Below are 13212 nucleotides of genomic sequence, written 5' to 3'. Positions count from 1 at the left end.
TTCGAGTCCGTGCCCGTCGACACTAGGGCGGGGTCTCCCGGAGCACGTATCCGACGCCGCGGACGGTGTGGATGAGGCGCGGTTCGCCGTCGGCCTCGGTCTTGCGACGCAGATAGCCGACGTAGACCTCCAAGGCGTTGCCCGACGTCGGGAAGTCGTAGCCCCAGACCTCCTCGAGGATGCGGCTGCGCGAGAGCACCCGGCGCGGGTTCGACATCAGCATCTCGAGAAGCGCGAACTCGGTCCGGGTGAGACTGATCGGCCGGTCGCCGCGACTGACGTCACGGGTCACCGGGTCGAGCGAGAGGTCGGCGAAGGTCAGCGTCTCCGAATCCGCGTCGTCGTCGGGCGCGGCGCGGCGCAACAGCGCACGCAAGCGGGCCAGCAACTCCTCGAGCGCAAACGGTTTCGGCAGGTAGTCATCGGCCCCGGCGTCGAGGCCGCTGACCCGCTCGGACACCGAATCCCGGGCGGTCAGCACCAGGATCGGCAGGTCGTCTCCGGCCGAGCGCAGGCGCCGGCACACCTCGAGGCCGTCGAGGCGGGGCATCATCACGTCCAGGATGACGACGTCGGGCCGGTCGGCGAGGATCTTCTCCAATGCCTCGATGCCGTCGTTCGCGGTCTCGACCGTGTAGCCGTTGAACGTCAGCGACCGTCGCAACGACTCCCGGACCGCCCGGTCGTCATCAACCACGAGGATGCGCATGGCATACAGTCTTATCCACCTCGGCTGAGATCCGCCTGAGCAACGCCGCAGATCCGGCTCATCCCGTCCCGGAATTCGCCGCAAGCTGCGATTTTCCGCCCTTCACACCGGTGATCGGCCCCTGTGAGATCAAGTTGACCGCTGCGTAACCCCCACCTACGGGTCGGGAAACATCCCGCTTCGACGCTGGAGGACGTGACAGTCTCTCCCCCGATGCGCCCCGTCGTGCCCCGACCGGTCTCCCGGTCGGTCATGTCCCTGTGTGCCTACTGCGGTGTGGGTTGCGGCATGGAGCTGAAGGTCGACGACTCCGGCATCACCAAGACCGTCGGCCGGGCCGACCACCCGACCAACTTCGGCAGGCTGTGCACCAAGGGATCGACGACCGCCGACATGTTGGCCGCCGGCGGCCGCCTCGACGCGCCACTCGTCCGTGACGACCGCGGCGGCGAGCTGCGCCGCGGCGATCTCGACGCCGTCATCACCGGCACCGCCCGCCGGCTGCGGTCGATCATCGACGAGCACGGGCCCGATGCGGTCGCCCTGTACGTGTCCGGACAGATGTCGCTCGAGGCGCAGTACCTGTCGAACAAGCTGGCCAAGGGGTTCATCGGGACCAACCAGATCGAGTCGAACTCGCGCCTGTGCATGGCGAGCGCCGGAACCGGATACAAGCTGTCGCTGGGCTCCGACGGCCCGCCCGGTTCCTATCAGGACTTCGACCACGCCGACGTCTTCCTGGTCATCGGCTCGAACATGGCCGACTGCCACCCGATCCTGTTCCTGCGGATGATGGACCGGGTCAAGGCCGGCGCCACGCTGATCGTCGTCGATCCGCGGCGCACCGCGACCGCGGACAAGGCCGACCTGTTCCTGCAGATCAAGGCCGGCACCGACCTCGCCCTCCTCAACGGGCTGCTGCACCTGCTGATCATCGGCGGTTACACCGACGACGAGTTCATCGACTCGTACACCGATGGTTTCGAGCAGATGCCGGAGTTCGCGGCGCAGTATCCGCCGGAGGTCGTCGAGACCATCACCGGCATTCCCGCCGAGGACCTGCGGGCGGCTGCGCGCATGATTGGTGAGGCCGGCAACTGGATGAGCTGCTGGACGATGGGGCTCAACCAGTCGACGCACGGAACGTGGAATACCAACGCGCTCATCAATCTTCATCTCGCGACCGGCGCGATCTGCCGGCTCGGCAGTGGCCCGTTCTCGCTGACCGGCCAGCCGAATGCGATGGGCGGCCGCGAGATGGGCTACATGGGTCCCGGGTTGCCGGGACAGCGGTCGGTGCTGTCGGAGACCGATCGGGCGTTCGTCGAGAAGGTGTGGGGCCTGCCGGCCGGAACGCTGCGCACCGAGGTCGGCGGCGGCACCGTCGACATGTTCCGCAGGATGGCCGACGGCGAGATCAAGGCGGCGTGGATCATCTGCACCAATCCCGTTGCATCGGTGGCGAATCGGAAGACCGTCATCCAGGGGCTCGAACGCGCCGAACTGGTCGTCACCCAGGACGCGTTCGCCGACACCGAGACCAACCAGTACGCCGACGTGGTGCTGCCCGCGGCGCTGTGGTCGGAGTCCTCCGGGGTCATGGTGAACTCCGAACGCACCCTGACCCTGTTCGAACCCGCCCTCGACGCGCCGGGGCAGGCGATCCCGGACTGGCAGATCATCGCGCGCATCGCGGCGGAGATGGGTTACGCCGACGCGTTCGACTATTCCAGCGCGGAGGAGATCTTCGCCGAGATCAAGCAGTTCGCCAATCCCGCAACGGGTTACGACCTGCGCGGCGTCACCTACGAGCGGCTGCGCCGAACGCCGATGCAGTGGCCGTGCCCGCCGGTCGGCGACGCCACCGATCTCGCGGAATCCGTCGCGCGCAACCCGATCCGCTACCTCAACGACGGCCGGAGCCAGACGCTGCATCGTCTCGACGACGGTTCGGTTCCCAGGCTGGCGTTCGCGACGGCCAACCGCCGTGCCCAGTTCTTCGCGCGGCCGCACATCGACGCCGCGGAGATGCCCGACGCCGACTACCCGTTCCTGCTGAACACCGGCCGTCTCCCCCATCAGTGGCACACGATGACCAAGACCGGTCGGGTCGCCAAGCTGAACAAGCTCGATCCGGGGCCGTTCGTGGAGATCCATCCCCTCGACGCACAGGATCTCGGCATCTCCTCGAAGGACAAGGTCGAGGTGGCGTCGCGACGGGGCCGGGCGGTGCTGCCTGCCAGGGTGTCCGATCGCGTGCGCCCGGGCAACTGCTTCGTGCCGTTCCACTGGAACGACGTCTTCGGGGAGCATCTCGCGATCAACGCGGTCACCTCCGACGCGATCGACCCGCTGTCCCAGCAACCCGAGTTCAAGGTGTGTGCCGTGACCCTCACCAAGGTGGCGGGCAGCGATCGCGCCGCGCCGCCGACGCCCGACGCCGCGGCGGCGGGTTTGGCCGCCGCGCTCGGTGTTTCCGATGTCGCCGCGCCGGAGCTCACCTCGTCCGAGCGGTTGTACCTGGCCGGACTCGCTACGGGCGCATCGGCGGCTGCGGGAACGGCCGGTGTGCCGTCGGTCCCGGGCGATGCGCCGCTTCGGCCCGACGTCCGGCTGTGGGTGTCGGGGTTGCTGGCCGGGATGTTCTCCCGGTCGGAGACCGCCGCGGCGTCACGGTCGGAGACCGTTGCGGCGCCTGCGACCGGCTCAGGTGACGCACCCGCCGATCCCGGGGACGCCGAGGCGCCCGCCGACACGATCACCGTGCTGTGGGCGTCGCAGATGGGCAACGCCGAGGATCTGGCCACCGAGACCGCCGAGCGGATGAGGGCCATCGGCCTTCGGGTCGCCGCGAAGGCGATGGACGAGGTCGACGTGAGCCGGCTGCGGGGCACCGCGCTGTTCGTCACGTCGACCACCGGTGACGGTGATCCTCCGGACAACGGCTCCGCGTTCTGGGACGCCCTCAACGCGGCCGACGCCCCGGACCTGTCCGGCGTCGACTTCGCGGTGCTCGCCCTCGGCGACTCGAACTACGACGACTTCTGCGGCCACGGCCGCAAGCTCGACGAGCGTATCGGCGAGCTCGGGGGTCGTCGGCTCCTGGACCGTGTCGAATGCGAACCCGACTTCGAGGAGAAGGCCGGCGGCTGGCTCGACGAGGTCATCCGCACGATCAGCATGAAGAACGCTGCGCCCACGACCGGGGTGACCGGGGACCGGGTCACCGTCGTGAGCGAACCCGCGGATTCGGCGGCCGCCCCGTCTGTGCGCACCGCATCGGCCTACTCGCGGAAGAACCCACTGGTCACCGAGCTGGTGCGGAACGTGAAGCTGAACGCGCCGGGATCGCAGAAGGACGTGCGCAACCTCGGTTTCCGGCTCCCGGCGGGCACTCTGGGCTACAAGACCGGCGATGCGCTGGGCGTGTGGCCGCTGAACGACCCGGCGCTGATCGGGGAGTTCCTCGACCGCACCGGACTCGACGGAGGCGAGACCGTCACCATCGGCGGCAACCCGATGCCGCTGTACCGGGCGCTGCGCGAGCGGCTCGAATTCGCCCGTGTCACACCCGATCTGGTGCGGTTCGTCGCCGAACGATCGGGAGCCGACGAACTCGAGGGGCTCGTCGCGCCCGGCAACAAGGGAGTCTTCGACGAATGGTCCTGGGGACGGCAATCGGTGGACGTGCTGGCCGATCATCCGATCCGCGCCGACCTCGAGGAGTGGATGACCGTCCTCAAACCGCTTGCGCCGCGCTCGTACTCGATCTCGTCGAGCCCGCTGGAACGCCCCGACGAGGTGCAGTTGACGGTCGCGGCGGTGCGCTACAACCGCAACGGAATCCAGCGAGGCGGCGTGTGCTCGACATTCCTCGCCGACCGTGCCGAGGACGCCGGGGTCGGGGTGTTCGTCACCTCCACCGCGCACTTCCGTCCGCCGGCCGATCCCGACACCCCGATGATCATGATCGGCCCCGGCACCGGCATCGCGCCGTTCCGCGCCTTCCTGCGCGAACGGGAAGCACTGGGCCACAACGGGAAGAACTGGCTGTTCTTCGGCGAGCAGCACTCGGCCACGGATTTCTACTACCGCGACGAGCTGACCGCGATGCTCAGCGACGGCGTGCTGACCCGCCTCGACGTCGCGTTCTCGCGTGACCAGGACCGCAAGATCTACGTGCAGGACCGCATGCTCGAGCATGGCGAGGAACTGTACGAATGGCTCCACGACGGCGCTCACGTCTACGTCTGCGGCGACGCGACCCGGATGGCGAAGGACGTCGACGCAACGCTGAAGGGCATTGTCGCGCAGTATGGCCGCCGATCACCGTCGAGCGCCGAGGCCTATGTGAAGGCCCTCGCGGCGGACAAGCGATATGTGCGGGACGTGTACTGACCCGACGCTCGCCTCCGACCGGCGTCGGTGTGCCGCCCGCGCACGGCCGGACCGAGCGCGCGGTCGGCCATCAGCAGCGGGAGCACGGGTATACGGTTCACCCTGGGAACCCAACCGGGTGCTGTGCGCCCGGCCACACATCGATGTCGGCCGATCGAACGGACGGCACACACCCCGGACGACGGATCATCTGCCGACCGCCCGCTCCCGTGCGTAGAAGAAGAACGGGATGGCGGTGCCGATGCCCACGCCGAAGGTGAGCACCACCGAGGCGATCCACCAGCCTACGATGCGCAGCCGCCTCGCCTCACCGAACGCCCACAGGTGGAACCCGATGACCACGAACAGCAGGTCGACCATCGCGAAGCGTCCGGGCGTCGACTTCATGATGTCCCCGACGAAGAAGTCCTTCACCGACGCCGGCCCGTTGCGCCGGACGTACGGGATCGCGATCGCGTTCTGCGACACCAGTGCGGTCAGGAACACGGCGAACAGCGAACGCTCACGCCACTTCCGATCCGGTTCTGTCATCGGCCCTCCTCGACCATCGTTGCGCGAACACCGATCGTGACACGAGGAGGGTCGGCGGATCAGGCCTTTCGCCACCCGGCGGCGCCGACCATCTCGGCGACCCGGGTGAACTTCACCCGCGGACGCCCCTGCTCCTGGCCCCGCCGGCGTTCCTTGCGGTCGATGGCACGCACACCCCGGTAGCCGATGACCGTGCGGACACGCTTGCGCACGAGGGCCGGGAACTCCGACGCCTCACGTGCGGTGCGCCGCAACCGGCCGGTCGCGGCGTCGTCGATGAAGTCCTCGACGGTCTGGATCGCACACTGCTTGTTGGCGCCGATCCCGCCGCTGGGGCCCCTCTTGGCCCAGCCCAGAACGTATGTGCCCGGCACGATCTCGCCCCGCTCGTCGAGCAGGCGGCCGTTGTCGTTGGGGAAGACGCCGCGCTCGTCGTCGAAGGCCAGACCCGGGATCGGGGTGGACCGGTACCCGATGGAGCGCACCACGAGATCGGTGGCGATGTGCCGGCGCCCCTCGCCGGTCCGGACCGTGACGGCCTCGACCTTCGGTCCGCCGACGATCTCCTCCGGCGCGCTGTGGAAGAGGAACACGATGCGGCGCCGGTCGGGGTCCGCCGGTCCGGTGAACGACGGGAGCTCGGCGTCGAGACCGTCGTACACCTCGACGTCGACGCCCGGGATCTCCGACAGCGCACGGAATTCCGCGGCGGTGTAGGCGGCGGACGCCTGGTCGCGGCGCCCGAGGAGGATCACCTCGTGCACGTTCTGCTCGCGGAGGATCGCGAGCGCGCGGTCGGCGATGTCAGTGGTGGCCAGCAACTCCGGCGGCGAGACCAGGATGCGGGCGACGTCGAGCGCCACGTTGCCGGTGCCGACGACGACCGCGCGACCGGTCGCCGGATCATCGGGCGTCCCCCGCCGCAACGGCGACCCCTCGTCGACGCCGGGGACGGCGTTGTACCAGGCCACGAGTTCGGTTGCCGAGGTCGAACCCGGCAGGTCCTCGCCCGGGATGCCCAGGCGCCGGGACTCGCTCGCGCCGACCGCGTAGAACACGGCGTCGAAGTGGTCGGCGAGTTCGGCCGGGGTGATCTCGCCGGGCCCGTCGCCGATGGTCACGTTCGTCATCATCGTCACGCGCGGGTCGCGGTAGAGCAGGTCGAAGCCGCGCAGGACGTTCTTGGTCCCGGGATGATCCGGCGCGACACCGGCACGCACGAGACCGCCGGGCGTGGGCAGCCTGTCGATGACGGTGATGTGCGCTTCGGTGCGGTCGAGGAGCGTGCGCAGTGCGTACCCGCCCGACGGGCCGGTGCCAACCAGCGCAACCCGCAGTCCCGCAGGAAGTTTCGGGATCTCGGGGTAGGTGACCGGCGACCACCCCGACCGGATGTCGGGGTTGTTCTTGTAGTAGTCGGCGTTGATGTCGATGAACACCTTGTCGCGCGCACCGAGCTTGTCGGCCGGATAGATCGCGTCGACGGGACACGCATCCGCGCAGGCGCCGCAGTCGATGCAGGCCTCGGGATCGATGTGCAGGATGTCGGAGCTGCCGAAGCCGCGTTCCTCTGGTGTCGGATGGATGCAGTTGACCGGACAGACCGAGACGCACGCGGCGTCGCTGCAACACGACTGGGTGATGACGAACATCAGAGCATGTGGGCTTTCCGGTAGTACCGCATCGCGGGCTTGGTGAGCAGACCGACCTCGTCGAGGAACTCCATGAGATGGACGCAGCTGCTGCGGATCATCGAGTGGAAGTGGGAGTTGTGTCGCATCTCGCGGACCGCACGGTCGACGTCGAGCCCGGCGTCGGCGAATGCCTTGGGCTGCACCAGGCTCGTCACGATGAAGTAGGCGCCGATCGCCACGCTCAGCGCGCTGAACTGGCGTCGTGCCCAACTGACGCCCCGCAACGACTCACGCACCTCCTCGCGAGCGAAGCGCATGTGTCGCGACTCCTCGAGGACGTGGATCTCGTTGACGGTGCGGATGAAGTCGAGCACACGGTCGTCGCGCATGCATCCGCGTTGGAAGACGTCGAGAACCTCCTCGGCGACCAGGATTCCCGCGTATGCGACCTCGTTCTTGGCGGTCTGCATGAAGATCTTGCCGAGACGCGCGACCTTCTTCGACGGCCGGTAGGACGTGCCGACCATCTTCTCCGAGGCCTTGGCGAACATCAGCGAGTGCCGGCACTCGTCGGCGATCTCGGTGAGGGCGAACTGGAACTCCGAGCCGTGGTAGTCCCCGAGGTACTGATCGCGGATGACCATCTCCTGCAGGATCATCTCGAACCAGATCCCGATGTTCATGATCGACGCGAACTCGTGGCGGGTCACCGAGATGCGCTGCTCCTCGGTGAGCTCGTCCCAGTAGTCGGTGCCGTAGAGCGAGGACCATTCCGGGCTGCACCCGTACTTGGTGGGGTCCATCGGCTCGGACCAGTCGATCTCGGTCATCGCGTTGCGGGAAAGGCGGGCGGCCGAGGCGAGCAGCCTCGCCGAGACCTCCTCGGTGCCCTCGTCGCGCATGCTGATCACGTTGTCGGTTCGTTCCATCGCAGCAGTCATGCGATCTCGCCTCCCGGTCGCTTTCGACCATGACAATGATTGATGTAATGACAATGTGTGTTGTCAAGATAGCACCGCGGCGTGACGCAGTAAACGAATCGCCGAATATACTGGCGAGTAAGTTCGGGGCGCGGCCGATTTCCGCAGCTCAGCGCCGCCGAAACCACCGAGATCAGCACCTGGGGGTTCGCATGTCTTCCATCTTCATCACCGGCGGAGCAGCCGGGATCGGCCTGGCGACCGCCGAGAGGTTCGGCCGCGAGGGGTGGACCGTAGGCGTGTACGACGTCGACACCGACGCTCTCGCCAAGGTCAAGGCCGACCACCCCGACTGGATCACCGGCACCCTCGACGTGCGCGACGCCGACCAGTGGGACGCCGCACTCGAGGAGTTCACGTCCCACACCGGCGGCACCCTCGACGTCCTCGACAACAACGCCGGCATCCTGCACGAGGGGCGCCTCGACGAGATCACGCCGGATCAGATCCGCCGCCAGATCGACATCGACGCACTCGGCGTCGCGCTCGGCGCGCGCGCCGCGCACCCGTACCTGAAGAAGACGCCCGGCGCGCACCTGGTGAACATCGCGTCGGCGTCGGCGATCTACGGCCAACCCGGCATCGCCGTCTACTCGGCCACCAAGTTCTTCGTCGCCGGGCTCACCGAGGCCCTCGAACTCGAGTGGGAGCATGACGACATCCGCGTCGTCAGCATCTGGCCGCTGTGGGCCAAGACCGCCCTGGCGGCCGAGGGTGCGAAGTCGACGAAGACCCTCGGCATCCGGATCACACCCGAGCAGGTCGCCGACAAGGTCTGGGAGTCGGTGCACCCCACGCTCCAGGACAAGCTGCTGCACCGCACCAGCTACTCGGTCGGCACGCAGACCCTGGTGCTCGGCAACGCCGCGAAGTTCATCCCGAACTTCCTCAACCGGACCGTCAACAAGTTCATCGCCCAGTAGTCGCCCGGCAAACCCACCCTCTTCGGACAGAACCTCACCTGCGACCGGTGGTGAGTTTGTCCAACCAGGGTGGGTTTGTCATCGGTCGACCCCAGCGGATCGAAGGGCGCGCTTCAGCATCAGGTAGAAGGCGGCCTTGTCCCGCAGGTCATCCCACGTCCAGCGCACCACGGTATAGCCGAGCGCACGCAGCCTGTCCTCGCGGAGCTTCTCGTCGACCACGACCCGCCATGCCGGGGCGTCCCCGACGGCGCCGTTGTACTTGATCATGCCGTCGAACTCGCCGACGACCCGGTCGGCCAGCAGGAAGTCCACGCGCGCCACGATCTCGCCCGCGTCGTTCCTGATCTCCACCTGTTGGCGCGGCACCGGCAGGTCGGGGAACTCGAGCATGACTGCACGACTCAGGGATTCACCGACCGACTCGGAGGAGGCGCCGGCGTGGGGCAGCATTCGCCGCAGCATCTCCACCCCCTTGAACCGCCTGCACGCCTCGAGGATCTCGTTCATGCGCTGGATGTCGGCGCCTCGCCTCAGCGCGGCGTCGAGCACCACGAGGGCCTGACGACTGTTGCCGAGCCTGGCCACATCGCACGCGGTGCGCTCCAGGGAGGTGACCTTCACGCCATCGACGACCATGATGTCCTTCTCGTCGACGACGGCCTGGTGACGCCGAACCCGCGCTGTCTGTTTGCCGACCTTCGGGGACGTGACGTGTACTTTGCCGAGATCAGGGCGGAGCATCGAAAGCCGGTGCACGGCTGCCGCCGAGACATGACTGAAGAGTCGGCCCGGTCGGCCGGCCCCGGCTGCCGCGATGACGGTGAGCCGATGCTTCTCGACCGCGTCGAGGTCGGAGACCTTCGCGTAGTCGGCCATGGCCCCTGGCCACAGGCGGTACAGGTCTTTCCTGGCGACGCCCCGCTGGAGCGTCTTCTCGGTCGTGTGCGTTCCGACTGTGTCGGCGCGCCGGATCAGGCCGTGCTCATCGGCGGGAATCTCCATGAGATTCAGACGCACGAGATGCGGCTTCGGACCCACCTTTTCGCAAATCCACCACTTATGGACAGATCCACCACCAGCGCAGGGTGAGATTGTGTCCGAAAGGGGTGGGTTTGCGGGAGGTCTCAGCGACGCGCGGTCGGCAACCGCCACTTGAACTTGAGGCCGAGCAGTCGCAGACCCGTCGCGAGGATCGACCCGACGACGAGCCAGACCCACTGCGGCAGCGAGGTGTGGTGCAACCCCAGCGCGACGACGGTGGCGCCGAGAAGGGCGGGAACGGCGTAGAGGTCGGCGGGTTGCAGCAGCAGCGGGACCTCGTTGGAGATCACGTCGCGCAGGACGCCGCCACCGATCGCGGTGAGGAGCCCGACGGTCGCGGCGGCGAAGGAACTGACGCCCACCTCGACGGCCAGACTCGCACTCGACGCCGCGAACAGGCCCATGCCGAAGGCGTCGAGAACGAGGATCGAACGGCGCAGTTTGGTGAACGCCGGATGGAACCCGAAGACGAGCAGGCTCGCGATCGCCGCGGTCAGGGCGTTGCCGTAGCCCTGCACCGAGGTGGGCGGCGTGATCCCGAGCAGGACGTCGCGCAGCACACCGCCGCCGACGCCGGTCAGCACGCCGACGGTGATGATGCCCCACATGTCGAAGTCCTTGCGGACACCCACCATCGCACCGGACGCGGCGAACACCGCGATGCCCGCGAAGTTCAGGACGTCGAGCAGCACGTCACAGCCTCCTCACGACGACCCGACCACAGCAATACGACAGACAAGCACATGCAGGGCACACGAACGGCCGCCCCCGGGTCATCCGAGGGCGGCCGTCGTAGAACGATCGCTGTGCCGTTTCCGGCAGCGAGAGAAGACTAGCGGCGATCCAGGTCGATGATGCCTGCGCGAGCAGCCTTCACGAGACGACGCGGGATCCGCACGGGGACGCCGTTGATCTTCTCTTCCTGCAGTGCGGGGTTGTCCGCCTTCCACTGCGAACGACGGCTACGGGTGTTCGCCCGCGACATCCGGCGCTTCGGTACAGCCATGGTTGAGCCCTTCTCCTACTGTGGTCTGCGTGGTCGTCGGCACGTTCGCGCGTCACCGGGTCGACCCGAGTCAGTGCGCCTGACAGCCACGCGGGCGCGGCACACAACCCGATCAGACTACCTGTTGGCGGCGCCCAACTCCAAAATGGAGGCCTGCGGGCCGCCCCGGGGTGGCCGTCGAGAGCCTACGAACTGGAGAAATCGACGTCCACGGCGCCGGTGCCGATCATCACCAGCCAGAACAGCGCCCAGACGACGACGATCGCGCCGATGATGATCGCGGCCAGCGCGAGCCCGCCGCCGGTCTCCCGACCGTTCGAGGCGTCGATCTGCCGGCGCGCGAAGATGCCCATGATCAGACCGGCCAGGCCGCCGACACCGCAGAAGAGCCCCAGCAACGACGCCACCAGCGCGAAGATGGCGAGCGAGTTGGTCTTCGGCGCCGACGCCCCGGCGTAGGGGTCGCCGAAGCCCGCCGGGTCGACGGGCGGCGCGGGCTGCACCCCCGCAGGGTAGGGCTGTCCGTACCCATGCTGGGCAGACCCGGGTCCGCCCTGACCGAACTGTCCTGGTCCTTGCGGAGAGCCCGCCTGGCCCGAGGCGTCCGGACCGGGCGCCCCCGCGTGGCCGTGGCCGGCGGCGCCGTACCCCTGCGGGCCGGCGCCCGGCGCGCCGTATCCCTGAGGTGCCCCGTACCCGGGTGCCCCCTGCGGCGGCTGCCCCTGAGACTGCGGCGCCCCACCCGGCCCCGCGGGCGGTCGCGTGGAGATCACTCGCGTCGAGTCGTACCCGGAGGGGGCAGGCCCACCCGGGGCAGGAGGCTCTCCGGCGGCACCGAACGGCTCGGGCGAAGCCTCGCCCGACCCACCGACGGTGGGACCGGTCTTGATGATCCGGGTGGTCGCGTCGGCCGGACTGTGAGATTCGGCGACCTCGGTGCCCTCGGGCCCGGCGCCGGGCGTCGACGTCATCGGGGCCGGACGGGCCGCGTCACCGGCTTCGGCGGGAGACGACTGGCCGGAGGCGGATTCCGGCGGTGACTGAGGTGCGGAGGTCGGCTCGTGCGACTCCCCATCTCCGGGCGGGTTCGACATCTTCGGGCCTTTCACGTGCTGGCGTCGTCGCGGCGCGACGACTGTGGGCGCGGCGTCATCGGCGGCGCTCGTCACAGACTAATGAGAACTGCCCCCGACCGGGCGGAGAATCTCCCGGTCAGGGGCAGGATCGGCGTGAAATCGTTCAGAAGGTGGAAGTGCTGCTGTCGTCGAGGATCGCCGCGCCGATACCCACCGCGTAGAGGACGATGAACACCAGCGACCAGACGATCGCGATCGTTCCCGTGATGATCCCGCCGAGCGCGAGGCCGTCCCCGGTCTCCCGACCGGACGAATCCCTCACCTCACGACGGGCCATCACACCGAGGACCACGGCGACGATCCCGGTGATCAACCCACAGCACACCAGGCCGGCGATCCCGCAGACCAACGACGCGATCGCCTTTCCGTTCGTGGAGGGCGGCGCGGCATAACCGGGGTAGGCGCCTGCCTGGTAGGGATTCGCGCCGCCGTACGCCGCCGATCCGTAGGCGGGTCCCGGCTGGTAGGGATCGCCGTAGGCCGAGCCCGGCGCCGCCCCGTACGGGCTCTGACCGTACGGATTCTGCGCGTAGGGATCCGGCGACGGCTGCCCATACGGATTCTGCTCGTAGGCGTTCTGTCCGTATGGACTCTGGCCGTACGGGTCCTGGCCCTGCGGATCGGCGGGCGGCTGGTACGCCTGGCCGAACTGGGTCGGGGCGTACTCCGGGGACGTGGGGTCCGGCGGGGTCTGGCCGCCCTTGCTCAGATTCACACCGTGATCGCCGCTCGAAGACCCCGAGCTCGGAACCGTGCCCCAATCGTCCTGGTCGTTGCCCGATCCCTGCTCCGGTGGTTGTGACACCCGTTACCCCTTCTTAGGTCCGACAATTCCGTGGTTCACCCTGATG

The 13212-nt window shown here is 68.3% G+C and carries 11 protein-coding genes; 2 read left to right on the top strand and 9 right to left on the bottom strand.

The annotated features are described in order from the left end of the window. Positions 1-22: 22 nt before the first annotated feature. Positions 23-709 (bottom strand): response regulator transcription factor, encoded by a 687-nt coding sequence (locus GP2_RS02540; RefSeq protein WP_006898894.1) that lies wholly within the window; start codon positions 707-709, stop codon positions 23-25. Between the two features lie 252 nt (positions 710-961). Between GP2_RS02540 and GP2_RS02535 the strand changes: the two genes are divergently transcribed. Further along, complete coding sequence (locus tag GP2_RS02535; protein ID WP_040526279.1) at positions 962-5107, top strand: bifunctional nitrate reductase/sulfite reductase flavoprotein subunit alpha; 4146 nt, start codon at positions 962-964, stop codon at positions 5105-5107. Positions 5108-5293: 186 nt separating this feature from the next. Here the strand turns inward: GP2_RS02535 and GP2_RS02530 are convergent, their stop codons facing one another. The 3 genes from GP2_RS02530 to GP2_RS02520 are packed head-to-tail and all read right to left on the bottom strand — an operon-like array spanning position 5294 to position 8213. After that, a complete protein-coding gene (locus tag GP2_RS02530; protein WP_006898892.1) occupies positions 5294-5638 on the bottom strand; it encodes a DUF2834 domain-containing protein in 345 nt (114 codons plus the stop codon). Positions 5639-5697: 59 nt separating this feature from the next. After that, positions 5698-7290, bottom strand: coding sequence for an FAD-dependent oxidoreductase (locus GP2_RS02525; protein WP_006898891.1), 1593 nt, complete (start codon positions 7288-7290; stop codon positions 5698-5700). After that, on the bottom strand, positions 7290-8213 hold the full coding sequence (locus GP2_RS02520) for an AurF N-oxygenase family protein (protein WP_006898890.1): 924 nt from the start codon (positions 8211-8213) through the stop codon (positions 7290-7292). Before GP2_RS02520 ends, GP2_RS02525 begins: the two co-directional genes overlap by 1 nt. A gap of 191 nt (positions 8214-8404) precedes the next feature. Between GP2_RS02520 and GP2_RS02515 the strand changes: the two genes are divergently transcribed. Then, on the top strand, positions 8405-9175 hold the full coding sequence (locus GP2_RS02515; RefSeq protein WP_006898889.1) for an SDR family oxidoreductase: 771 nt from the start codon (positions 8405-8407) through the stop codon (positions 9173-9175). 78 nt (positions 9176-9253) lie between these two features. Here GP2_RS02515 and GP2_RS02510 read toward each other — a convergent pair whose 3' ends face one another. The 5 genes from GP2_RS02510 to GP2_RS02490 all read right to left on the bottom strand — a co-directional run bounded on the left by GP2_RS02510 (position 9254) and on the right by GP2_RS02490 (position 13166). Continuing rightward, complete coding sequence (locus tag GP2_RS02510; protein ID WP_006898888.1) at positions 9254-10180, bottom strand: type IV toxin-antitoxin system AbiEi family antitoxin domain-containing protein; 927 nt, start codon at positions 10178-10180, stop codon at positions 9254-9256. Positions 10181-10302: 122 nt separating this feature from the next. Next, entirely contained in the window at positions 10303-10911 is a 609-nt protein-coding gene (locus tag GP2_RS02505) for a trimeric intracellular cation channel family protein (RefSeq protein WP_006898887.1), read from the bottom strand. Positions 10912-11051: 140 nt separating this feature from the next. Continuing rightward, entirely contained in the window at positions 11052-11225 is a 174-nt protein-coding gene (rpmF, locus tag GP2_RS02500) for a 50S ribosomal protein L32 (RefSeq protein WP_006898886.1), read from the bottom strand. Between the two features lie 185 nt (positions 11226-11410). After that, a complete protein-coding gene (locus GP2_RS22025; RefSeq protein ID WP_230824640.1) occupies positions 11411-11728 on the bottom strand; it encodes a DUF4190 domain-containing protein in 318 nt (105 codons plus the stop codon). Between the two features lie 736 nt (positions 11729-12464). Then, the gene (locus tag GP2_RS02490) at positions 12465-13166 is read right to left on the bottom strand and encodes a DUF4190 domain-containing protein (RefSeq protein ID WP_051997147.1); all 702 of its coding nucleotides are present in this window, start codon (positions 13164-13166) and stop codon (positions 12465-12467) included. Between the last annotated feature and the right edge of the window lie 46 nt (positions 13167-13212).

It is taken from the genome of Gordonia paraffinivorans NBRC 108238 (assembly GCF_000344155.1).
Taxonomy (GTDB): domain Bacteria; phylum Actinomycetota; class Actinomycetes; order Mycobacteriales; family Mycobacteriaceae; genus Gordonia; species Gordonia paraffinivorans.
Note: the sequence above shows the minus strand (reverse complement) of the source record. Positions and strands in the feature narration are given on the sequence as shown.

What these genes read in the sequence shown, in the direction of transcription:
- GP2_RS02540 (WP_006898894.1), bottom strand. Translation starts at nt 709, where the DNA reads ATGCGCATCCTCGTGGTTGATGACGACCGGGCGGTCCGGGAGTCGTTG.
- GP2_RS02535 (WP_040526279.1), top strand. Translation starts at nt 962, where the DNA reads ATGTCCCTGTGTGCCTACTGCGGTGTGGGTTGCGGCATGGAGCTGAAG.
- GP2_RS02530 (WP_006898892.1), bottom strand. Translation starts at nt 5,638, where the DNA reads ATGACAGAACCGGATCGGAAGTGGCGTGAGCGTTCGCTGTTCGCCGTG.
- GP2_RS02525 (WP_006898891.1), bottom strand. Translation starts at nt 7,290, where the DNA reads ATGTTCGTCATCACCCAGTCGTGTTGCAGCGACGCCGCGTGCGTCTCG.
- GP2_RS02520 (WP_006898890.1), bottom strand. Translation starts at nt 8,213, where the DNA reads ATGACTGCTGCGATGGAACGAACCGACAACGTGATCAGCATGCGCGAC.
- GP2_RS02515 (WP_006898889.1), top strand. Translation starts at nt 8,405, where the DNA reads ATGTCTTCCATCTTCATCACCGGCGGAGCAGCCGGGATCGGCCTGGCG.
- GP2_RS02510 (WP_006898888.1), bottom strand. Translation starts at nt 10,180, where the DNA reads ATGGAGATTCCCGCCGATGAGCACGGCCTGATCCGGCGCGCCGACACA.
- rpmF (WP_006898886.1), bottom strand. Translation starts at nt 11,225, where the DNA reads ATGGCTGTACCGAAGCGCCGGATGTCGCGGGCGAACACCCGTAGCCGT.